The following is a 21,795-nucleotide window of genomic DNA, read 5'->3' as shown; positions in this document are numbered from 1 at the left end:
GAAGGCCGCCGTTGGCTGTGGATATCCGCCCGGCTCGCCGAACAGCGCGCCCCGGCTGGGCGGCGTACGAGAACGAGACGGACACCCGGATTCCTTAAGTAAAGAGGTTAACGCGATGTGACGGTCGGTACGGAATGGGGTTGCTCACTCGGGACCCGGTCGAAACCTTCCCACCTCGGCGGGCCCGCCGCTGTGCGGAGTGAGCAAACCGCGCCCGGGGCCGAATCACCCGGCGACCGCGGCCTGAAGGATCGCCAGATCGCGTTCGCAGGCGGCCACTCGACCAGGCTGTTCGGCGGCCATGCGGCGCAGTTGCCCCTCCAGCTCCGCGACCCGGCGATCGGCCTCGACCATGCGGGCGGTGCTCGCGCGCACCACCCGCTCGGTTAGTTCGGACTCGGCCTCCACCAGGGCCGTCGCCACCCGCTGCTCCAGCTGGGCCTTCACATTGACCAGCACATCGGTCACCCATTGCCGCAGATGTGCCCGATCGGCCAGATGTCCCCGGGCCCGCACCACCCACCACGCCACGCCCGCGCCGAGTGCCAGGGTGATCGGCACGGTCGCGTAATCCAACGCCGGCACCAGCGACAACGGCGCAACGATCAACCGGCCGAGGCCGAAACCCGCCGACGCGCCCAGGGCGATCATCAGCTGATCCTCGACACCGCGATGGCGGCCCTCCGGATCGGAGCCGACCCGGGGTGCGGGATCGGTCGGCGGTGCGGCGAGCGTGGGCTGTGGTTCCGAACCCGCCACGGCCTCGATCTGGCGGGCGAGTTCGGCGAGGCGATGGCGGACCACGCCGTCGAGTTCGGCGGTGGCCTGATTCACCGCCGCCTGCAGCAGCTCGGGATAACCGCGCACCGAGCGGCGGTCGAGCCGGTCCACATCGGCACGGGCGGTGGCGTTCACGGTGCGGACGCGAGCGCCGACCTCGTGCGTCAGATCGACCCGGGCCAACTGCAGCCGATTGCGCAGGGTGGCCAGGGCCTGGGCGCGCCCACCGTCGCGCCCGGCCAGCGCGGCGGTACGTTCGGCGCGCAGGGCGGCGACCGCGCTGCCCGAGCGCAGCGCCTCGATCTGGCTCAGCACCCGGGCGCGGGTGTCGGCGAGCACCCGAGCGGTGACTCCGGCCAGTTCGTCGGGGCGGACCCGGGCCCCGACAGCGGCGCTGAGCTTGGCGTGCAGGGCGGCCAGGCCGGAGCGGTCCAGCAGCGCGGCGTCGCCGTTGCCGCGCGCGGCCACGGCCAGGCGCGCCGAGACCGGAAGGATCTCGGGCTCGGTGCCGAGCGCCTGGGCGAGCATGGCGGTATCGCGATCCAGTATCGTGCGCCAGTCGGGATGGGCGTGAATGCCGTTCATGGCGAACAGGATTCGCGTTCCCACCGCCTGCAAGCGGGCGACCGGATCGAGCAGTGCGGCACCCATGGCGGCGCCGGGGTCCACCAGCACCAGCGCCACCGGCGGGCCGCTGCCGGGGCCGAAATCGGTGGCTGCGACCAGGGTTGCCGGGTCGGTGACCGGATCGGTGAGTGCCACGCGCGGTTCGAAACGGGCCAGTTCGGTGCGCAGCAGGGTGGTGTTGGCGTCGTCCGTACCGATGACGGTGACCGAAACGAGTTGTGCCGCACTGAGTTCCGCATGTGCCGCCGTGACTCCGTTCGGCGCGGCGGGATTCGGGCCCGGCGCGGCCGGAACCGCGCGCAGCAGCGCGCCGCCCTGTGGATTCCATCGCTCGACGACGGCCAGCACCTCGGGATCCAGGCCGCCCGCCCGCCGACCGTTCAGCTCGGCCGGCGCTCCGGGTACCTCACAGTCCGGCACTACTCATCCGCTCCCACATCCGCATATATCCGTTGTGCAGCCGGATCGCGGCGCGGCGGGCCGCGGCCGGCATATCGCTGGCGGCCACCGCGCGCCAGCGTTGCGCGCGAACCAGCGCGTCGTCGGCGTCCGTCGGCGTCGCGGACGGATATCCGGCCGCGAGATGACGGACCTCCGGGCGAGCCAGTCCGGCCTGCAGCGCGGTCCACAGCGCTTCGTCACCGGCCAGGTAATCCTCGATCAGGTCGCGGGCGCGCCCACGGTCACCCTGCGGGATCGCGCGGGCAGCGATGCGAGCCAGATCGTCGAGCAGATCGCCGCCGCGCAAGGCCGCGATCTGCTCGTAGCGCTGGTGCAGGCGCGCGTGCACCGGATCGATCCCGCTCACGGCATGCAGCAGCTGCAGCAACTGCTGCGGTCCCAACTCCGGTTCGTGACGCAGTGCGACCAGGGCACAGCTCACCCCGTGCAGGCCCCAGCGCTCCAGCAGCGCCCGGCGATCGGCCACATCGGGCCCGGCCGATTGGTCGACGAACAGTTCCGGGGAGAGCGTGAGCGCCGCGCTGCCACCGGCCGCATGGCGGCGCAGCGTGCGCAGATCGTCGTCGCTCGGTGTGCCGGCGCGGGTGCGGACGGCCAGTTCGGCGACCATCGGCGCCACCGGAGCACCCAGCACATGGGCCGCCTGGTCGGCGGCCACCACCGCATCGCCCCAGCGCGAGCCCACGGCATCGGCCTTGTTGAGTACGACGATCGTGGTCTCGGGCCGCAAGGATTCGAGGACGCGGCGATCGGCGGCCTGCAGCGAACCCGCCAGCACATAGACGACGAGATCGGCGTCGAGCAGCGGATTCGGCACGCCCGGCTGATCCACCGGCGCGGTCTCCTCCGCCGACATCAGGGCCAACGCCCGCAACAACGTCGTTTTTCCGGCACCGGCCCGGCCGGTCACCTGAATCCGCAGCGGCCGCCGGAAGGCCACGGCCGCGCTCGCCAGCTGATCGGCGATGCCCGGTGCGGACCCGGCGCCGACGCGCACTGTGGCGATGAGTTGCTCGAGTTCCGGTGCGGGCCCGCCGTGATCGTTCACGAAGCCCGGCGAAGCGCTGGTTGCAGTGGCTCTCGACACGGATGATCCCCCTTCCGGCGGCAAATTCTGTCAGAAGGCACGGCGGTTGTCGGCACCGACCGGATTTTCACCGGCACGCCCGACCGTCGTTGCGCCCCACAGCGATGTGTAATCGATCACATGAAACCGCTTGTCCGAGCCCGTGACCGGCGACGATGTCCTGCGGCTCGACGATTACCGCAGATGAGCGGCAATTGGCGCGGAATTGGGAATCTTTCCGGTGAAACGGTGGTTGTGCTTGTGGCACAGCACAATTCGACAGTGGTGAAATAACGGGTCACGGATTCGATCACCTACGCTGAAGCCGCCGGCGGCACCGCCGGTGCGCGGCCTCGGCGGTGTGGACCCTGGTCGGCCGTGCGCCTGTGCGCCGGCCCGTGGATCCGAAGGAGGTTGCGATGAGCGTCAGCGTGGACGTCATCGGTAACGACGGCGCCGCCGTCGCGACGAAGAACGAACGGCCGTTGCCGCCGTCGCAGGACCCCTTCTATCGCGCACCCGCCGACGCGGCCGCGCACGCACCCGGAACCGTCTTGCGCAGCCGGCCCGTGCAGATCGCGCTGCTGGGCCTGATTCCGCAGCGGGTGACGGCGTGGCAGCTGCTGTACCGCAGCAACGATCTGCACGGTGACGCCGAGGTCGCGGTGACCACGGTGCTGCTGCCCGCCGATGCCGATCCGGCCGAACGCCGCCCGTTGCTGGCCTTCGAATCGGCGATCGACGCCGTCACCGAGCGATGCGCCCCCTCCTATGCCCTCCGCCGCGGGGCCGTCGTCCCCGGATCGATCACGCAGCTCGAACTGCTGCTCGTCGCCAACGCACTGCGGCGCGGCTGGGCGGTCAGCATCGCCGATCACGAGGGACCGGACGGCCGTTTCGGCGCGCCCCGGGAACCGGGCTACCGCTCGCTCGACGGCATTCGCGCCGCGATGCACTTCCGTCCGCTGGGGCTGAGCACCGACACCCCCGTCGTGGTCTGGGGCTACTCCGGTGGCGGGATGGCCGGCTCCTGGCTGGTCGAGATGGCTCCCATCTACGCGCCCGAACTGACCATCGCCGGTGCGGTACTGGGCGCACCGGTCGGCGATCCGGGTGAGGTGTTCATCCGGCTGAACGGCGGCCGGTACGCCGGTTTCCCCGCCATCGTGATCTCGGCGCTGCGCCAGGTGTATCCGGCGCTCGAGGACGTACTCGACAAGCACATCACCAGCGCCGGGGAATGCCTGCTGGAACGCGCGGCTCAGCTGCCACCGATCGTGGCGCTGGCTCGGCTCGCCGGCCACGACTTCGGCAAATACCTCGATCACCCGCTGGAAGAGGTACTGAGCACCCCCGCGATGTGGGACATGTTCGACGATATGCGGCTCGGGAAGCACACCCCGCACTGCCCGATTCTGGTGATCCAGCCGCTGCACGATCGCATCATCGACGTCTCGTGTATCGATGCGCAGGTCGAGCGCTATCGCGCGGGCGGTGCCGCCGTCGGCTACCTGCGCGACCGGCTGAGCGACCATTTCACCTTGTTACCGCTGGCCACGCCGCTGAGCCTGGACTGGCTGGCCGACCGCATCGCCGGTCGCCCGGTCGCCGATGCCGACACCGCCACCCGGACCGTCTGGTCGGTGGTGGCGTCCCCCTCGCGCTGGCGCGGACTGTTCGAGATGGCCGGCACCGCGGGCCGGATGATCCTGGGCCTGCCGCTGGGCAGGCAGAGCGAACCGGAGCTGCCGCAGACACAGCCGCTTGCCGCCTGACGCCGGCCCCGCGCCCACCTCGGCAGCACTTCTGACCCGGGATTTCCCTCCTCGACGCGGTCGATTGCGGCCCTGATCATCGAATACTGGACAATGGACGCCGTGAACGACGCCGCGAACGACACCGCTGGTAGCGACGGGGCCGGAGGCGGCAGCTTGCGTAACCACGAAGGCCCCCGCGAACAGCGCGAAGAAACAGCTGGTAGCGACGGGGCCGGAGGCGGCAGCTTGCGTAACCACGAAGGCCCCCGCGAACAGCGCGAAGAAACAGCTGGTAGCGACGGGGCCGGAGGCGGCAGCTTGCGTAACCACGAAGGCCCCACTCCTGAGCGGGAGCCCTCGCGCCTCTACCCGCGGGTAACCAGCTTCCGCTCGCGCCGTGGCGCGTTGACCGCGACCCAACAGCAATCCTGGGAGCGGATGTGGCCGCGCATCGGCCGCGAGGTGAGCGACGAGCCGCTCGACGCCGCCGCCTGGTTCGGCCGGACCGCACCGCTGATCATCGAGATCGGCTGTGGCACGGGGACCGCGACCGCGGCGATGGCCCAGGCCGAGCCGCAGTTCGACCTGATCGGCATCGAGGTGTACAAGCCCGGCCTCGCCCAGCTCGTGCAGCGGGTCGAGCGGGACGGCATCGACAACATCCGGCTCCTGCGCGGCGATGCGGTCGACGTCCTCGAGCACATGATTGCCAAGGATTCGCTAGCTGGCGTACGCGTCTTCTTTCCGGACCCTTGGCCGAAGGCTCGCCACCACAAGCGCCGGCTGCTGCAGCCCGCGACGATGACCCTGATCGCCAGCCGGCTGCAGCGCGGCGGAATTTTGCACGTAGCCACCGACCACGCCGGCTACGCCGAACATATCGCCGAGGTGGGCGCGGGAGAACCGCACCTCGTAGGCCTGAACGAGGCCACCGGCGGCAATGCGAACAACCCCGGAACCGATACGGTGATCGGCCTCGAACGCCCGGTGACGAAGTTCGAGAGCAAGGCGCATCGAGCCGGAAGCGCCATCACCGAGTTCATTTGGGGGAAGATCTAGATATGAGTCTCAGGGAGATGGCCCAGCCGGCCGACGAGGTTGCCGGAACAGTGCGCGGCGACGAATCGGACGTCGTCGCCGGCGCGGCGACCCCCGCGACACCGGTCGCCGAGCCCGCCGGTGTGCGGCGGGTGCTGCTGGTGTGGGACGCGCCGAACCTGGATATGGGCCTGGGCGCCATCCTCGGCGGCCGTCCCACCGCGGCCTACCGGCCGCGCTTCGACGCACTCGGCCGCTGGCTGCTGGCGCGTACCGCCGAGTTGTCCGCCGGCAGTACACAGCGCATCGAACCCGAGGCCACCGTCTTCACCAATATCGCCCCGGGGACCGCCGATGTCGTGCGTCCGTGGGTCGAGGCGCTGCGCAACGTCGGCTACGCGGTCTTCGCCAAACCGAAGATCGACGAGGACTCCGACGTCGACAGCGACATGCTGGCACATATCCAGTTACGCCGCGGCGGAGCCGGTCTCGCGGGGATCATGGTGGCCTCCGCGGACGGTCAGGCCTTCCGCGAACCGCTCGAGGAGGTCGCGGCCACCGGGGTTCCGGTCCAGGTGCTCGGATTCCGCGAGCACGCGAGTTGGGCGGTTACGTCCGATATCCTCGACTTCGTCGACCTCGAGGACATCCCGGGTGTGTTCCGTGAACCGCTGCCCCGGGTCAGCCTCGACTCGCTGCCCGACGAGGGAGCCTGGCTGCAGCCCTTCCGGCCGCTGTCCGCGCTGCTCACCTCCCGCCCCGCTCAAGGAGTCGCTTAGTGTTCACCCGCTGGGGCGAGCTGGTCCACAGGTTCCGCTACACCGTGCTGGGTGTAGCGGTGGCCGCACTTCTCGCCCTGGGGGCGTACGGGTTCGGTCTGGAAAACCATCTGAGCTCCAGCGGCTGGTTCGACCCCGGTGCGGAGTCCTCGCAGGCCGCGGTGCTCAAGGACGAGGTCTACGGCCGCGATCACATGTCCGATGTGATCGTGCTCTACACCGCGCCGGACGGTAAGACCATCGACGATCCGGAGTTCGGGCGCAAGATCACCGACAATCTCAACAGCCTGCCCAGGGACCATCCGGACCAGATCAGCAAAGTCAACGTCGCGTACTGGCAGACCGAGACCGGCGATTGGAGCGCCTCGGTCACCGGGAGCAAGGACAAGAAATACGCGTTCGCGTCGGTCGCCATCAAAGGTGACGACGACACGACCACGATGAACAACTACCGCGCGGTCAAGAACGCCTTCTACATCCCGGGCGTGGATGTCCAGCTGGCGGGCATGCAACCGGTCGCGGGCACGCTGAACGACACCATCGCCTCCGACCAGAAGCGCATGGAGATGCTGGCCATTCCGGCCGTCGCGATCCTGCTGTTCTTCATCTTCGGCGGTATCGTCGCCGCGGCCCTGCCGCTGATCATCGGCGGTCTCACCGTCCTCGGCGCCAACGGCATCGTCATGGCGATCACGCATGTCACCGAGGTGAACTCGTTCGTCGGGGCCGTGGTGTCGATGATCGGTCTGGGTTTGGCGATCGACTACGGCTTGTTCATAGTCAGCCGGTTCCGCGAGGAGCTGGCCGAGGGCTACACCACCCGCCAGGCCGTACGCCGATCGGTGATGACCGCCGGCCGCACGGTCGCCTTCTCGGCGACCATGATCATCGCCGCCAGCGCCGGCATGCTGCTGTTCCCGCAGGGCTTCCTGAAATCGGTCGCCTACGGCACCATCGCGACCGTGCTGCTGGCCGCGCTGGCCTCGCTCACCATCCTGCCCGCGCTGCTGTCGATCCTCGGACCGCGCGTCGACGCGCTGGGATTCAAGCGGTTCCGCAAGACCAAGACCGCCGAAGAGGTCGAGAACGGTCTCTGGGGCCGCACCACACAGTGGGTGATGAAGCATCCGCTGAAGGTGGCGGTGCCGCTGTGCATCATCCTGCTGCTGCTGATCATCCCGGTGAAGAACCTGAAGTTCGGCGGTATCAGCGAAACCTATCTGCCGCCGGACAATCCGACCCGCATGGCGCAGGAGAAGTTCGACGAGATCTTCCCGCTGCGCCAGACCGACCCGATCCAGCTGGTCATCACCACGCAGAACACCGGCGAGATCAAGGCCATCCTGGACGAGGCCAGTGGCGCCCCCGGACTCACCGACCCGTTCGGCACGCCGGGCATTCCGCCGAACGGCTCCGATGTCTGGGTGTCCGAGGCGACGATGGCGCCGGACGCGAACGTCGAGGACACGATCGCCTATCTGCGCTCGATCAGCGTGCCCGGCGATGTGGATCTGATGGTCGGCGGCCAGCCGGTGCTGATGCAGGACAGTATCGATTCGCTGCTGGATCGCATGCCGCTGATGATCGTGCTGGTCGTCTTCGTGACAACGCTGCTGATGTTCTTGACCTTCGGCTCGCTGGTGCTGCCGATCAAGGCGGCATTGATGAGCGCGCTGGGGCTGGGCTCCACGCTCGGCATTCTGACCTGGATCTTCGTCGACGGCCACGGCGCCGGACTGCTCAATTTCACGCCGCAGCCGATCATGTCGCCGGTGCTGGTGTTGATCATGGCGGTGATCTACGGCCTGTCCACCGACTACGAGGTCTTCCTGCTCTCGCGCATGGTGGAGGCGCGCGCCCAGGGCGCGAGTACCACCGAATCGGTGCGCACCGGAACCGCGCAGACCGGTCGCATCATCACCGCGGCGGCGCTGATCCTGCTCGTGGTGGTCGGCGCGTTCGCCTTCTCCGATCTGGTGATGATGCAGTACATCGCCTACGGCATGATGGCCGCGCTGTTCATCGACGCCACCGTGCTGCGCATGCTGCTCGTTCCCGCGACCATGAAACTGCTGGGCGACGACTGCTGGTGGGCCCCGGCCTGGATGAAGCGCATTCAGCAGCGCATCGGCCTGGGCGAACCCATCCTCGACGACGAACGTCCCGGCACCGGCGAGGTCGTCGACCTGGTCAAGACCACGCCAGTGACCGATCCGGTGACCATGCAGCTGCCGCAGCTGCCCGACGGGACACCGAAAGGCCCGCGCAAGCCGCGGCGGTTGAAATTCCTGCGCGTCGACCCGGAAGCGCCGACCGAGCAGTTGGATCGCATTGATCCGGCCGCGGCCGGCGCGTCTACGCGCGCGACTCGCGCCAAGAGCCCCGAGGCGTCCCGGTCCGAGGGCTCCGAGTCGACGGCGTCGCGGATCGCGGGGCCCACGGCGAACGCCGGAGAGTCGACGGAATCGCGAGCGGAAGCCGTCGCTCACTCGGAGGCCGGGTCAGCGCAAGCCGATTCGTCTGCGCCGGAGAAGCAGGGGAAGGCCGAGAAGCAGGGGAAGGCCGAGAAATCGGAAAAGTCCCCGAAGCGCAAGCGGTTCGGCCTCCGCCGGTCGGACTCCGGCGCAGATGCGCCGTCGGCCGATTCGGGCAATGCCTCGTCCGGGGAAGGCGATGCCGACGCCTCGGACGGCACCGGCAATCAGGCCCTGCCCGCCGCCTCGTCCGCGCCGAACCGTGGCATGGTGCGGCCGCCCCAGGTTGTCCGCCCCGGTATGCCGCCCCGGACGGTGCCCGCGCCGGACACCGCTCCCGATGCCACCGATTCCGTGCCGCCGACGGCTCCGGTCGGCACCACGCCGCGGGTGCTGCCGCCGAGACCGTCGAAGGTGCCGCCGCATCCGTCGGTCCGCGCCCAGCTCTACCGTCCGGACGCGCCGCCGTACCACCCGGGGCAGACACCGGACGCCGGTCGGCCCGGCCACAGCGGATCGCCCGCCGCTCCCGCGGGTCCCGATCGCTCGCAGCGGGGAGCCCCCGACGGACGCCCTCCGATCGTGCAGCCGCCGCGGCGGATCCCGCCCGGCGGCATGCGGCATTCGCCCACGCGGACAACGGAATCCGGGCCCGGCAGCGTGCCTCCCGGCGTGCCCCGGGAGCCGAACGACACGGAGGCGACCCAGGAGTTGCACGAGCCGGCGAATCCGGGAAACCGGCCACCGGCCGGCGGCCACGACGCACCGGCTCCGGGTTCCCTAGGCGGCGACCTCGGCTCGACGACGCCGCATGGTTCGGGCTCGACCGGCACTGGTGAAACCGGAGGTCCGACGGCCGCGCCCGAATCCGATGCGTCCGGAAATCCGGCCGACCACCCCGTCGCACCGGGTGACGACAACCGCAACAACATCGAACAGTGGATGGCCGACCTGCGCTCGTCCCGTCGTCGCCCCGAGCCGGAACCGGCCGAACCCGATGACGAGGGTAAGCACCGCACCAGCGGCCGCACGGTGAGCGTCAACGAACTGCTGCGCCGCCAGAACCGCGACTGATCGCCTGTCGCGGGCCGGGGGGTGTTCTGCCTGTTCGCGTCGGCCGGGGCGGCCGATGGTTCTTTCGAGAGCACCGTGGCCGCCCTGCGCGAGCGCGGTGTGGTCTTCGAGGAGGGATCAGAACCCCGACATCAGCTTCTTCCACTGCACGCCGAACGGATGCTTCGCGGTGATCGAGCTGAACCGGCTGCGCCCGTGCACGACGATGTGCAGCGGTCCGATCGGCGGGCCGGTACGCACCTTGTTGTTGGCGCTGGAGCCGATCAGCTCCACGCCGTTCAGATCGACGGTCGCCTCACCGGGCAGGATCATGGTCAGCGAGCTGCAGAAATCGTCGACCCGGATCTCGGCCACCTGGGTCGACATCACGGCCTGGGTGAAATCCAGGGTGACGCCGGACAGATAGCTGTTGACGTACAGCGAGGGCGGCACCTGCCACGGTCCCTTGCGGGTGACGCCGGACAGCCGCGGACGAATGGCGGTTTCGGGCTCGGTGCGTCCAGCGGGGGCACCCCACCGCCACGTCTGAGCCGATCCGGGCGAGGCGGTCGGCTGGGCGGGATTCGGTTGTCCCGCAAGGCGAATCCCGGGCAGGTCGATCAGGACGGCGTTGAGTTCGCCGCGCGTCTTGGCCGCCAGCGCGGTATCCATCCGCTCACTGAACTCGCCCAGGGACAACATGCCCAGCCCGACCGCGCGCTGCAGCAGGGTACCGACATGTTCGCGTTCGGCATCCGATACTCGCAGGTCGCGGTCGCCCACGGCTCCCCCGGTTCCCGCGGACCCCGGGGCGGAAACGGTCTCACCACCCATGTTCCCGAGGCTACCGACGCCGCGGCCGCAGCACATCAGGGCAATCCCTGATCCGGCCCCTATTCGAGGCCCTGCTCGATGGCGTACCGGGTGAGTTCGACCCGGTTGCCGAGCTGCAGTTTGCGCAGCGTCGCCTGCACGTGGTTCTCCACCGTGCGATGGCTGACGCTCAGCCTGGTCGCGATCTGTTTCGCCGACAATCCCTTCGCCACCAGCCGCAACACCTCGGTTTCGCGGTCGGTGAGGACCGGGCGCTCGGCGCTCTTACCGGCCCCCGCCCCGGCGATGCGACGGAATTCGCCGAGCACCACACCGGCCAGGCCGGGCGTGAACACCGCCTGGCCCGCGGCCGTCGCCCGCACCGCGTCGATCAGCTCGGCCGCCGACGCGCTCTTGACCAGGTAGCCGGTCGCCCCGGCCTTGATGGCCTCCAGCACATCACCGCGTTCGTCCGAGGCCGAGAGCACCAGCACCCGGCTGCGCGGCGAGAAACGGAGCACCTCCGCGGTGGCGTGGGCTCCACTGCCGTCGGGCAGTTGCATATCCATCAGGACGACGTCCGGTCGGACCGCGGCGGCCCGGCGCGCCGCCGTGCCGGCACCGTCCGCCGTGGCCACCACCCGGAAACCGGCCTCGGTGAGATCGCGGGACACGCCGTCGCGCCACATCGGATGGTCATCGACCACCATCACCGAAACATCTTCTGCTCCACTGTCTTCCGATGCACTCATCGTTGCTCCCCGTCCCGTGGAATCCGAAATTCCCATTCGGTGCCGTCGGCGGTGTCGAGCAGTTCGGCGGTGCCGCCCAGCGCCTCGATGCGTCCGACGATTGAATGGGAGACGCCCATCCGCCCCTCGGCGGCCGCGGCCGGCAGCCGGCCCTGCGCGATCCCCGGCCCGTCGTCGCGCACGCTGACCACCACTGCATCGCCCATATCCTCCAGCAGCACAAAGGCTTTCGCCTCGGCACCGGCGTGCAGCGCGGTATTGGACAGCGCGGCACCGACGGCGGCGGCGATCTCCCGGGCGGTCCATCCGCCGATCGTCACCGACTCACCGGGCGCGGAGACGGAGATCGACGGTGCGGCGAAGGCCGTCAGCAGGGTACGCAGGTCCGCGCGGGCGCCGAGAGCCGAACCGTTCCTGCCCTGTTCGGAGATCAGTACCCGGAGCGCGACTTCCTGTTCGCGGGCTCGATCCGCCAATTCGGCTGTGCGTCCGCCTATTTCACTACCGCGGCGACTGATGTACGCGAGGACCTGCAGAACCCCGTCGTGCACTTCGCGGGCGAGTCGTTCGCGCTCGGCGGTGGCGGCGGACAACCGCATCGCCTGCTCGAGTTGCCCCTGCGCGCGCCGCGCCGTCGCGGCCGCCAGCCCGATGGCCAGCCCGACCGAAACCAGCACGGGCGCGGTCGCATCCGACCACAGATCCAGTTCCCACTGTTCGCGTACCACGGTGCTCACCACAGAAATCGCCAGCCCCGCGAGCACGCCGCCGAGCGCACCCCACTCGATCGCGGCCGACATCACCGCATTCGCCACCCACAGCGTGGTCGGCACGGTCTGATGCCCGTGGTACCAGGGATAGTCGGCGACCAGCCGGGTCGCCGCCATCAACCCGACGGCGACCGCCAGATCGCCGATCACCACCGCCCGCCGCTCCCATCCGGTGACCGACCAGCGCGACAACCACAGCGCCGAGACGACCGACCAGAGCACCAGCATCCCGATCAGCACCCAACTCAGCGGCTGTCGCTCATACGACGAGACCGAGGCGAATTGCTGGCCCACCGCGTAAAGCATCGTGACCAGGCGAAATACCTGCGCCGCCCGCCACAGCGGCGCGGTCGCGCCCCTCGGTCCCGGCGCGGTCGAGTCGGCGGGCGGCGTAGCGCCCGCGGACTCAGCGCGCGCCCGCATCACCGCCGCCCGCATCACCGCCGCCCGCATCACCGCCGCCCGCATCACCGCCGCCCGCATCATCACCGCCCGCATCATCACCGCCCGCATCGGACCGCGATTCGGCCCGGCGGCAGCGATCCGGCTCGGGCCGGTCGGGATCGGCGTGGAACATCGGCTCCCGCGGTTCCCCGGTATTGAGTTCCTGATACAGCTCTTCCGGGCTGCCGACCAGCAACGAACGGATCGCGGTGTTCATCACCGCGACGAACGGCACCGCCAGCAGACCGCCCGCGATACCGGCCAGCACCACACCGGCCGTGATCGCCAGAACCACCGCCAGCGGATGGATGCTCACCGCGCGACCCAGCAACAACGGCTGCAGCACATGGCCTTCCAGCTGCATCACCGCCACCGTGATGCCGAGCACGATCAGCGCGGTGACGAAACCCTTCGTCATCAAGGCCAGGAAGACCGCGATGAAACCGGCGAGCAGGGAGCCGACGATCGGAACGAAGGCGCCGATGAACACCAGTGATGCCAGCGGAAGAGCCAGCGGCACACTCAGAATCGCCAGCCCGGCGCCGATGCCGATGGCGTCGACGGCCGCCACCACGACCGTGGCGCGCACGAATCCGATCAGCGTGCCGAAGCCGAGCCGCCCGGCCGTGCGCACCCGTTCACGTTGCGGGGTGGGCACGACCCGGGTCACGAAGTTCCAGATCTGGTCGCCGCCGTAGAGGAAGAAGATCAGGATGAACAGCGTCAGGAACGCGCCGGTCAGGAATTCGCCGATCGCGGCGGCCGTGGTCAGGGCGCCGCTGGTCAGGGAATCCTGATTGGCCTCCAGGGTTTTGATGATCGTATTGCCACCGTTGCGGATCTGGTCGTTGCTCAGATGCAGCGGACCGTTGATCAGCCAGTCCTGCACGGTATGGATGCTGGTCTTGAATTCATCGGTCAGCTGCGGCACACCGGTGATGAATTGCTCGATGACGAAGGTGAAGATCCCCGCCAGCAGACCTAGCGAGCCGACCAGGGCCACGAATACGCCGATGCCGCGCGGCATTCCGAGGCGTTGCAGCAGATCCACCAGTGGCGAGAGCAGCGCCGCCGCGAGCAGGGCGATCGCGACCGGAAAAACGACCGTGGTCAGCTTGTGCGCGAGGTAGGCGACCGCCAGCACCGCCACCAGGATGATCAACAATCGCCAGCACCATTCGGCGCCTTGACGCACCAGTGGATGCACCGAGTCGGCCGCGCTGCGCTCGCGCCCGGGTGTGCTACGGCTCGAAGCCGCCGATGCGGCGCCCGCCGGGGCAGGCTCGGCCGGATTCCCGGAGGTCTTGCTGTCCCCACTCACGCCGCGAGCCTATCGGCCGGGGACGCAACCGGCACGTGTCCGCTCCGCCCGAATCCGGTGACCTACGACGCTCCCCGCTAGATTAGTCATCGTGTCAGCGCCTTTGGAAGCGGTCAAACAGACCATGCGAACGCGCTGGCCGCTGTACCTCGCATCGATGCTGGCGGCCAATGCCTTCGGTGCGGTCCTGGTCTACGCGTTCATTCAGTACGGGCTGCCCGCGCCCGAGGGCACACCGAACGGACTGCGGCGCGCCGGTCTGCTGCTTCCGGTTCTGGTCTTCTCCATCGGCGGATTCCTGAGCGTCACCGCCTCGGCGCTGATGCTGCGACCGGTGATGCGCTGGCAGATGCGCGGCGGTCCGCCCAGTCGCCAGGAACAGATGGCCGCCTTGCACGCGCCGCTGCGGCAGTCCATCCTGCACCTGCTGTTGTGGCTGGTGGGCGGTGCTGTCCTGGCCGCGCGGATCATCGTGGAAACACCCGAGCTCGCCGGTGCGGTGATCGTCACCGAATGTATGGCCGCCACCATCGTGTTCGGCTTCACCTACATGCTGGGTGAACGGATCCTGCGCCCGGTCGCCGCGCACGCGCTGACCACCGGCACCTTCGATCACACCCTCACCCCCGGCGTCGGCACGCGGATGGCGATGACGTGGGGTATGGGCACATTCGCGCCGACCATCGCGATCGTGCTGCTGTGCGTCACCCAGATCACCTCGCGGGTGCACTTCTCGGCGCAGTCGCTGGCCATCTCGATCCTGCTGTTGTGCGGGGTCGTGATCATGCAGGCGCTGGCGCTGTCGATGCTCACCGCGTCGAGCATCTCCGACCCGGTGCGACAGCTCTCCCAGGCGATCGACCGGGTGCAGGCGGGAGCGCGCGATGTACAGGTCGAGGTCTTCGACGGCAGTGAGATCGGGCTGCTGCAAGTCGGTTTCAACCGCATGATGGAAGAGGCCGCGCAGCGCCGCGAACTGCAGGAACTGTTCGGCCAGCACGTCGGCGAGGAAGTGGCCCGCCGCGCGCTCGAGTACGGCACCGAACTGGGTGGTGAAACCCGGTTCGTGGCCGTGCTGTTCGTCGATATGGTCGGCTCGACCGCCACCGCCGCCGAGCGGTCGCCCACCGAGGTGGTCAGCCTGCTCAACGAATTCTTCCGGGTGGTGGTCGATGTGGTCGACCGGCACAACGGCCTGATCAACAAGTTCGTCGGCGATGCGGCACTGGCGATCTTCGGTGCGCCACTGGACCGTCCGGACGCGCCGACCGCCGCGCTGGCCGCGGCCCGCGATCTGCGCGAGGCGCTGCGCGAGGTACAAGGCCTGGATATCGGCATCGGTGTCTCGGCCGGCCTCGCCGTCGCCGGCAACATCGGCGCCGCGAATCGCTTCGAGTACACGGTGATCGGCGATCCGGTGAACGAGGCCTCGCGCCTCACGGAATTGGCGAAGGAACATCCGGGCCGCGTCCTGGCCTCGGGCAGCGCCCTGTACTTCGCCGACGACGACGAACAGAAGCAATGGATCTCCGGCGATGAGGTGCAATTGCGCGGTCGCCGCCGCAAGACCCGACTCGCGTGGCCGAAGGCTCTGGGCTGAGCCGCTGCCGCCTTCGTGGTAACGCACGCGTCCGCTGCCGCCTTAGGGCCCGACCCCACTAGGCTGGGCGTCGTGACGGCCCACGCTGAACCCGGCGACGAACCGGCGCGGCCCGCGCGGCGCAGATTCCGCTGGTTGAAATGGGTCCTCGGCGTTGCCCTGTCGGCGTTGCTGATCGCCGAGGGCGTATACCTGTGGCCGCGCCTGCACGATTCCTGGCGCAACCTCACGGAGATCCACTGGGGCTGGGTCGCCCTGTGCGTCTGGATGCAGGCGTTGTCGATGAGCGGATTCGGCCGCATCCAGAAGCGCCTGCTGCGCGCCGGCGGGGTCGACGTCTCGCAGCGCGCCTCGGTATCGGTCGTCTACGGAGCCACCGCGATGTCGGTGTCACTGCCCGCCGGCCAGGTGTTCTCCACCGCCTTCACCTATCGCCAGACCCGCCGCTGGGGTGCGAGTCCGATCGTCGCGTCCTGGCAGCTGCTGATGTCGGGCGTCGTCGCGACGAGCGGCATGCTGCTGCTCGGTGTGGGCGGCGCGCTGCTGGTCGGCAATCGCATCGGTCCGTGGAAGCTGGCACTCACGCTGGGCGCGGTGGGGCTGCTGGTGTGGGCGGGCAAATACATCTCCGGCAACCCCGGCGCGCTGCAGGCGCTGGTGCGCCGCGGAGTGCGGATGGTCAACCGGATCCGGCGGCATCCGGCCGATGCCGGTCTGGCGCACGTCGACGAGATGCTGCGACAGCTGGAATCGGTGGATGTGAACCGGCGGGATGCCGCGTGGGTCGCGTTCTGGGCGTTCGTGCATCGCCTCGGCGATGTGACCTGCCTGGGTGCGGCCTGCTACGCGGTCGGCGCCGATCCCCGCTGGGCGGGCCTGCTGATCGCCTTCAGCGTGGGCAAGGCCGTCGGCACCATTCCGTTCGCCCCCGGTGGCATCGTCTACGTCGATGCCACCCTGATCTACAGTCTCACCGCCGCCGCGGGACTGCCGGCGGCCCAGGCGGTGGCCGCCGCCTTCGTCTACCGCATGGTGAGTTTCGTTCTCGTCGCGATCATCGGCTGGATCGTCTTCGCCTTCCGCTTCCGCAATCCGCAGCTCGGTGACGCGCAGTTCGAGGAGGAATTCGAACAGCGCTCGGCCCTGCTCGCCGAACCCCGCCGCGCCGACGGCGGCAGGAAGCGGTCCCTGCGGGAGGGCGATTCACCCGGACCGGCCGAGCCCGACGGCGAACCTCAGCCCTGAGCGGTCCCGGGATCCGGCTGCCGCATCGCTGTCACTACCCTGGCGACCGTGAGGAAATGGCTGCCACTGCTGATCGATGTCGTGCTGGTGATCGTGTTCTGCGCGATCGGCCGGCGCAGCCACGACGAGGCCGTGGCGGCGGGTCTGCTGCGCACGGTCTGGCCGTTCGGCGCCGGTCTGCTGATCGGCTGGGTGATTGCTCTGGCGATTGCCGGCCGCGGGCGACTGTCCGCCGCGCTCGCGCGATTCGACGGATCGGCGGTCTGGCCGACCGGCGTGGCGGTGTGGTTGTCGACGCTGATCGGCGGCATGGTGCTGCGAGTGATCAGCGGTCAGGTCACCGCGGTCAGCTTCGTCATCGTTGCGGCGACCGTCCTCGCGGTCTTCCTGCTGGGCTGGCGCGCGGTGTGGATTCTCGCCGCCCGGCGCATTCGCGTCACCGGCGCATCCGTGAACTGACGACCGCCGACCGCTACTTGTTGTCGTCCGGCGTGGCGAGCGACTGCAGCATCCGCGCGGCCATCCGGGAGGTGGCGTCACCGCTGTCGATATCGTCGATGTGGATGGCGAAGGCCAGGTCACCGGCATTGGCCAGCAGCCATCCGCCCGAGCCGGCGTTCGCGGTGAATGCGGTGACCCCGGCATAGCGGGCGACCGTCACCTCCTGCGGACTTCCGGTCGCGTCGCGCAGCATGCCGCGCAGCTTGTCGACCACGTCGCCGGGCAACGGTTCCAGCTTGGCCTCGGTGGTGCCGGGCCGCCCGATCTCGATCATCGGCGGAGCCACCGATCCGCGCGCGATCGTGGCCGCGGCGATCGCCATCCCGAACGGGCTTGCCAGAATCGGATCGTTGGTGCCCTGTTTGACCTGCTCGACGCCGCGACCACCGATCGGCAGCCGGCCCGTGGTCTCGTCGAGTCCGGGCACCTTGAACCCGATGCCGACGCCCAGCATGGCCGCCGCCTCGGCCGCGTCCTGCACCGAAACGTCCTGCGGCGCCTTCTTCTTCACGATCGAGGCGACCGCCTTGAACAGATCCATCGCACCGCCGACCGGATAGGTGGCGGTGAAGGCGGGTGCGCCCTGGGCGCTGGCGTAGTTGTTCTGGGCCGCCGCGACCACGGCACCCGTGGAGGGCTGAATCGCCACGATCGAGGCCGCCGTACCGACACTGACCACGGCGTCCTCGGCCGCACGCTGCAACTTCTGGTCCATCGTGGAGGCGATGTCCGGCCCGGGCGGGCCCTGATACCCGGCCAGCTGGGTGACCATCCGGCCGTCGGGCTCGAACAGCTGCACACCCCAGCCGGCGTGCTGATCCCGGTTCTCCTGCCACACCTTCTGCAGCGCATCGGTCATGGGCGACCACACCCGCCGGTCGGCGACGATCAGCTTCGGCTGCTTCTCCATCACCACGCCCGGAATCGAGGCCATCCGAGGCTCGAGAATCGCGAAATCATCCTCGCGCAGGCTCACCGCGGTGATCGGCTTGCCCTGCGAGCCCGCCAGCTGCTGCATCAGCGAGGCGCCGGTGATCAGCGGCGCGACCGGCGCGATGGCATCGGCCAGGGCATTGGTGGTGCCGACCGGATCACCCGTCTTGGTGGGATCCACCTTGATGACGTTGATGGTCTGCTGGGTCAGCAGCGGCTGGCCGTCGTTGTCGTTGACCTTCGGCGCCGGCGTCGCCTCGGTGCGGACCAGCTTCACCGACCGCTTGTTATCCAGTTGCGGCATGACGACCGTCGGGTCCCAGGAAATCCGCCAGCCGATAGCCAGCTTGCGGATATTGCCCTGCAGGTCGTAGCTCCAGTCCTTACCCGGCCCGAAGTTCCAGGCGGCCTTCATATTGAACATCGCCGAATCGGCGTCGAGGCTGATGAACTGAACCAGCTTGTAATCGGGCTTACCAGGCTGGAGGCCGTCGAACATGGACTTCAAAGTGCTCTCGGCACCGGAGGGGTACGAGGTCAGTGCGGCGGCGCCGGCAGCATCACGATCGTCCATTAGCTGGGTGAAATGCTCGACGACCGCTTCGGGTCCACTCGGCGTGCTGTGAAAATCGCACGACCCCATCACGATCGCTACGGCAGCAATTGCGGCCAGTGCCACTGCGCCCCGAACGCGAAAGCGGCGGGATCCCCACACATCCATGTCGCCCACTCTTCACTCTTGTCACTCCAGCAACAAGACCAACGGTACCCGAAGGAGTTGCCCGCGGTCCCACCTAGGCACCGACCGCATCTTCCATGCTCAGCGACCACAATAGTGCCCGATCACCGACAACCGTTGCAGCCGGTCGGCGAAATCGGCGAACGTGTTCGGAGCTTCCCCTTTCCGCCAACGGCGAAACCCGCACGCCGTCATGCGGCGTAATCTTGTAATCACAGTTACATAGATACTTCGGCAGTGAGGAAACATCATGAGACACGGACACGGACGTGGATTCGGGCGGCCCGGCGGCTGGCAACAAGCGGACCTTCCGGACGCCGCCGACGCTCCGGACTGGTTCGCCGGAAGGTTGCCCAGCGAGTGGTTCAGCGGTCCCGCGACCATCGAGATCGACCGCGACGAGATCGTGGTGATCGGGGAACTGACGCTGCCGGCACCCGAATCGAGCGGGGACGAGGAAGCCGGATCCGAGCCGTCACCCGCGACGGTGGACGGCCTGATCGCCCGCTTCCGCGAATCGACCCGGCCGGCGCGCATGCAGATCGCCCAGGAAGCCCAGGCGCGCTATGGCCGCAATGTCGCCTGGGGCGTCTCGGTCAACGGGGAACGCACCCTGTTCACCCATCTCTCGGTGCCGGTGATGACGCGGCTGCGCCAGCCCGAACGCAAGGTGCTCGATACGCTCGTCGACGCCGGGGTCGCCCGCTCTCGCGCCGATGCGCTCGCCTGGACGGTGAAATTGGCCGGTAAGCACGCCGAGGAGTGGTTGGCGGAACTGCGGTCGGCGATGCGCAAGGTGGACGACCTGCGAGCCGAGGGGCCGCGCGGCCTGTGACCGAGCTAGGGTACCGGTCATGGCACCGATTCTCGTGCTCAACGGCCCGAATCTGAATATGCTCGGCACCCGCCAGCCCGAGGTCTACGGCTCGGACACCCTCGACGACGTGGTCGAGCTATGCCGGGAGACCGCCGCCCGCTTCGATCGCGAGATCACCGCCTATCAGTCCAATTCCGAAGGGGCGCTGATCGATCGGATCCACGCCGCGCGCGGGGTGGAAGCCGGGATCGTGATCAATCCCGGCGGCCTGACCCACACCTCGGTCGCCCTGCGCGACGCCCTGGTGATTCCCGAGGTGCCGATCGTGGAGGTGCACATCTCGAATGTGCACGCACGCGAGGAATTCCGGCACCACTCCTACATTTCGCCGATCGCCACCGCGGTGATCGCCGGGATGGGGATCCGGGGCTATGCGGCGGCGATCGAATTTCTCTGCACCCGTTGATCTTTCGCTCAGGCTCCGTCGCGCAGTAGCCGGTACATCGGCACTCCGGCGCCGGCGGCGACCACCTTCTCCCACAACTGCCGCACGGTACGCGACAGCGTGGCGTCCACACCCACCTCCGCGCTGGTCTCGACGACGTGGGTCGCGCCCGCCACCATCATTCGGGCGGCGGCGTCATCACCCCAGCCGCCGGACTTCGCGGCGGTGGCGTATTCGGCCATGAAGAAGGGGAACGCCTCGGCGGAGCGCTGCGCGAAGGGCAGAAAGCGGTCGACGTCGTGGCCGGCGCGCTCGACCACGGCCAGGGCCTGGTTGTAGCCGATCAGCCAGGGGTGGAACAGCGTGAGCAGAGCCTGGTAGAACAACTGCGCCAGCCCGTCGTCGGCCCCGAGGTACTCCGGTGGGCTGAGCGGGCACAGCAGGTCGGCATATGCGTCGAAGACCTCGCGCGGACCGCTGTAGAAGATATAGGACGCCGGATGGGTGATGTTGTCGCCGGCCGACATGAACCCACCGGACAGGAACCGCGCCCCGTGCGAGCGCACCCATCGGGCGCCCGCGCGGGTGCGCTCGGGGGAATCGGAGGACAGGTTCACGATCACCTTGTCCCGCACCCGTTCCGGAGCCCGGCCCAGGACGTCGTACATGGCGGCGTAGTCGGTGAGGCTCAGGATGATCACCTCGTTGCACTCGAGCGCGTCGGCCACCGACTCGGCGCGACGGGCGCCCAGTTCCGCCATCGCCTCGGCTTTGTCGGCGCTGCGATTCCAGACCGTCACCTCGGTGCCCGCGGCCAGCAGTACGCGCACGATCGCCCGGCCCATTGGGCCCAGCCCGATCACCGTGACGGAGGAACGTTCGGACATGGTGTACTCCTTGCTGTTTCGAAGTTCTTCCGATCGGCGCCGGATTCGATCGTCACCGGGATCCGCGTCCGGGGCAATAACGCACGTCGACGTGCGGTTGCTTACCTCGAAGTTCGAAAAATGGTCAGGAGGCCGGGATGGCGAACGAAAGTGACACAGCTCACTCGGTATGCGGGATGTCGGTGGCCATCGATGTGGTCGGCGGCAAGTGGAAACTCCACCTGATGTGGGTCTTGGGCGAGGGCCCGCAGCGTTTCGGCCGCATCCGTGCCCTGCTGCCCGGGGTGAGCGAGAAAGTGCTCACCGAGAATCTCCGCCATCTGGAATCCCACGGCGTGGTCCGCCGCGAGGTGTTCCCCGAAATCCCTCCGCGAGTGGAATACTCGCTCACTCCATCGGGAATCGAATTGGCCGCGGCCCTGCGCCCGCTCGAGCAGTGGGGCGAACGGCGTCGCGACGGACTGCTCGACACCGCGTCGGCGTGAGGGCGGG

General features: G+C 68.8%; 18 protein-coding genes. 10 read left to right on the top strand and 8 right to left on the bottom strand.

The genetic code is table 11. From position 1 onward, the window contains the following. Positions 1-225: 225 nt before the first annotated feature. Positions 226-1,827 carry a hypothetical protein gene (locus C5E41_RS05355; RefSeq protein ID WP_258080750.1) on the bottom strand — a complete coding sequence of 534 codons (1,602 nt, stop codon included), beginning with the start codon at positions 1,825-1,827 and terminating at the stop codon, positions 226-228. Further along, entirely contained in the window at positions 1,814-2,956 is a 1,143-nt protein-coding gene (locus C5E41_RS05350; RefSeq protein WP_258080749.1) for a hypothetical protein, read from the bottom strand. The genes C5E41_RS05355 and C5E41_RS05350 overlap by 14 nt, the downstream gene beginning before the upstream one ends. 398 nt (positions 2,957-3,354) lie before the next feature. On the opposite strand from C5E41_RS05350, the gene C5E41_RS05345 reads away from it, so the two are divergent. The 4 genes from C5E41_RS05345 (at position 3,355) to C5E41_RS05330 (ending at position 10,057) form a co-directional block, all read left to right on the top strand. Then, on the top strand, positions 3,355-4,710 hold the full coding sequence (locus C5E41_RS05345; RefSeq protein ID WP_104374860.1) for a lipase family protein: 1,356 nt from the start codon (positions 3,355-3,357) through the stop codon (positions 4,708-4,710). 300 nt (positions 4,711-5,010) lie between these two features. Then, the gene (trmB, locus tag C5E41_RS05340; protein WP_104374859.1) at positions 5,011-5,751 is read left to right on the top strand and encodes a tRNA (guanosine(46)-N7)-methyltransferase TrmB; all 741 of its coding nucleotides are present in this window, start codon (positions 5,011-5,013) and stop codon (positions 5,749-5,751) included. Between the two features lie 2 nt (positions 5,752-5,753). Beyond that, a complete protein-coding gene (locus C5E41_RS05335; protein ID WP_062966523.1) occupies positions 5,754-6,509 on the top strand; it encodes an NYN domain-containing protein in 756 nt (251 codons plus the stop codon). Next, a complete protein-coding gene (locus C5E41_RS05330) occupies positions 6,509-10,057 on the top strand; it encodes an MMPL family transporter (RefSeq protein ID WP_104374702.1) in 3,549 nt (1,182 codons plus the stop codon). The genes C5E41_RS05335 and C5E41_RS05330 overlap by 1 nt, the downstream gene beginning before the upstream one ends. Positions 10,058-10,174: 117 nt before the next feature. On the opposite strand, the gene C5E41_RS05320 is transcribed toward C5E41_RS05330, so the two are convergent. The 4 genes from C5E41_RS05320 to C5E41_RS05305 all read right to left on the bottom strand — a co-directional run bounded on the left by C5E41_RS05320 (position 10,175) and on the right by C5E41_RS05305 (position 14,022). After that, positions 10,175-10,819, bottom strand: a complete 645-nt coding sequence (locus tag C5E41_RS05320; protein ID WP_104374701.1) for a DUF1707 SHOCT-like domain-containing protein — start codon at positions 10,817-10,819, stop codon at positions 10,175-10,177. Positions 10,820-10,929: 110 nt separating this feature from the next. Next, positions 10,930-11,559, bottom strand: a complete 630-nt coding sequence (locus C5E41_RS05315; RefSeq protein WP_181063115.1) for a response regulator — start codon at positions 11,557-11,559, stop codon at positions 10,930-10,932. A 38-nt stretch (positions 11,560-11,597) separates the two neighbouring features. Then, positions 11,598-12,794, bottom strand: coding sequence for a MacS family sensor histidine kinase (gene macS / locus C5E41_RS05310; RefSeq protein WP_104374858.1), 1,197 nt, complete (start codon positions 12,792-12,794; stop codon positions 11,598-11,600). Continuing rightward, positions 12,778-14,022 (bottom strand): AI-2E family transporter, encoded by a 1,245-nt coding sequence (locus C5E41_RS05305; protein WP_219823097.1) that lies wholly within the window; start codon positions 14,020-14,022, stop codon positions 12,778-12,780. Before C5E41_RS05305 ends, macS begins: the two co-directional genes overlap by 17 nt. Positions 14,023-14,260: 238 nt before the next feature. Between C5E41_RS05305 and C5E41_RS05300 the strand changes: the two genes are divergently transcribed. The 3 genes from C5E41_RS05300 to C5E41_RS05290 all read left to right on the top strand — a co-directional run bounded on the left by C5E41_RS05300 (position 14,261) and on the right by C5E41_RS05290 (position 17,440). After that, complete coding sequence (locus C5E41_RS05300; RefSeq protein ID WP_104374857.1) at positions 14,261-15,736, top strand: adenylate/guanylate cyclase domain-containing protein; 1,476 nt, start codon at positions 14,261-14,263, stop codon at positions 15,734-15,736. 72 nt (positions 15,737-15,808) lie between these two features. After that, positions 15,809-16,981 (top strand): lysylphosphatidylglycerol synthase transmembrane domain-containing protein, encoded by a 1,173-nt coding sequence (locus tag C5E41_RS05295; protein ID WP_104374699.1) that lies wholly within the window; start codon positions 15,809-15,811, stop codon positions 16,979-16,981. 48 nt (positions 16,982-17,029) lie between these two features. Beyond that, complete coding sequence (locus C5E41_RS05290; protein WP_104374698.1) at positions 17,030-17,440, top strand: DUF3054 domain-containing protein; 411 nt, start codon at positions 17,030-17,032, stop codon at positions 17,438-17,440. A gap of 13 nt (positions 17,441-17,453) precedes the next feature. Here C5E41_RS05290 and C5E41_RS05285 read toward each other — a convergent pair whose 3' ends face one another. Next, positions 17,454-19,058, bottom strand: coding sequence for an NTF2-like N-terminal transpeptidase domain-containing protein (locus C5E41_RS05285; RefSeq protein WP_258080778.1), 1,605 nt, complete (start codon positions 19,056-19,058; stop codon positions 17,454-17,456). 346 nt (positions 19,059-19,404) lie between these two features. Between C5E41_RS05285 and C5E41_RS05280 the strand changes: the two genes are divergently transcribed. Beyond that, the gene (locus C5E41_RS05280; protein ID WP_104374697.1) at positions 19,405-19,989 is read left to right on the top strand and encodes a hypothetical protein; all 585 of its coding nucleotides are present in this window, start codon (positions 19,405-19,407) and stop codon (positions 19,987-19,989) included. A gap of 19 nt (positions 19,990-20,008) precedes the next feature. After that, on the top strand, positions 20,009-20,437 hold the full coding sequence (gene aroQ / locus C5E41_RS05275; RefSeq protein WP_062966518.1) for a type II 3-dehydroquinate dehydratase: 429 nt from the start codon (positions 20,009-20,011) through the stop codon (positions 20,435-20,437). A gap of 8 nt (positions 20,438-20,445) precedes the next feature. On the opposite strand, the gene C5E41_RS05270 is transcribed toward aroQ, so the two are convergent. Further along, the gene (locus C5E41_RS05270; RefSeq protein ID WP_258080777.1) at positions 20,446-21,348 is read right to left on the bottom strand and encodes an NAD(P)-dependent oxidoreductase; all 903 of its coding nucleotides are present in this window, start codon (positions 21,346-21,348) and stop codon (positions 20,446-20,448) included. Between the two features lie 92 nt (positions 21,349-21,440). Here C5E41_RS05270 and C5E41_RS05265 point away from each other — a divergent pair, with 92 nt between their 5' ends. Beyond that, positions 21,441-21,788: a winged helix-turn-helix transcriptional regulator gene (locus tag C5E41_RS05265; RefSeq protein ID WP_104374695.1), complete on the top strand. Its 348-nt coding sequence runs from the start codon at positions 21,441-21,443 to the stop codon at positions 21,786-21,788. The last annotated feature ends 7 nt before the right edge of the window (positions 21,789-21,795 follow it).

This window comes from Nocardia nova (assembly GCF_002933465.1).
Lineage (GTDB): Bacteria > Actinomycetota > Actinomycetes > Mycobacteriales > Mycobacteriaceae > Nocardia > Nocardia nova_B.
The sequence above is the reverse complement of the archived record's forward strand: the minus strand, read 5'-3'. Positions and strand labels throughout refer to the sequence as shown.

Coding starts and splice junctions, on each gene's coding strand:
- C5E41_RS05345 (WP_104374860.1), top strand. CDS start 3,355: ATGAGCGTCAGCGTGGACGTCATCGGTAACGACGGCGCCGCCGTCGCG.
- C5E41_RS05265 (WP_104374695.1), top strand. CDS start 21,441: ATGGCGAACGAAAGTGACACAGCTCACTCGGTATGCGGGATGTCGGTG.
- macS (WP_104374858.1), bottom strand. CDS start 12,794: ATGCGGGCGCGCGCTGAGTCCGCGGGCGCTACGCCGCCCGCCGACTCG.
- aroQ (WP_062966518.1), top strand. CDS start 20,009: ATGGCACCGATTCTCGTGCTCAACGGCCCGAATCTGAATATGCTCGGC.
- C5E41_RS05300 (WP_104374857.1), top strand. CDS start 14,261: ATGCGAACGCGCTGGCCGCTGTACCTCGCATCGATGCTGGCGGCCAAT.
- C5E41_RS05280 (WP_104374697.1), top strand. CDS start 19,405: ATGAGACACGGACACGGACGTGGATTCGGGCGGCCCGGCGGCTGGCAA.
- C5E41_RS05315 (WP_181063115.1), bottom strand. CDS start 11,559: ATGGTGGTCGATGACCATCCGATGTGGCGCGACGGCGTGTCCCGCGAT.
- C5E41_RS05335 (WP_062966523.1), top strand. CDS start 5,754: ATGAGTCTCAGGGAGATGGCCCAGCCGGCCGACGAGGTTGCCGGAACA.
- C5E41_RS05285 (WP_258080778.1), bottom strand. CDS start 19,058: ATGGGGTCGTGCGATTTTCACAGCACGCCGAGTGGACCCGAAGCGGTC.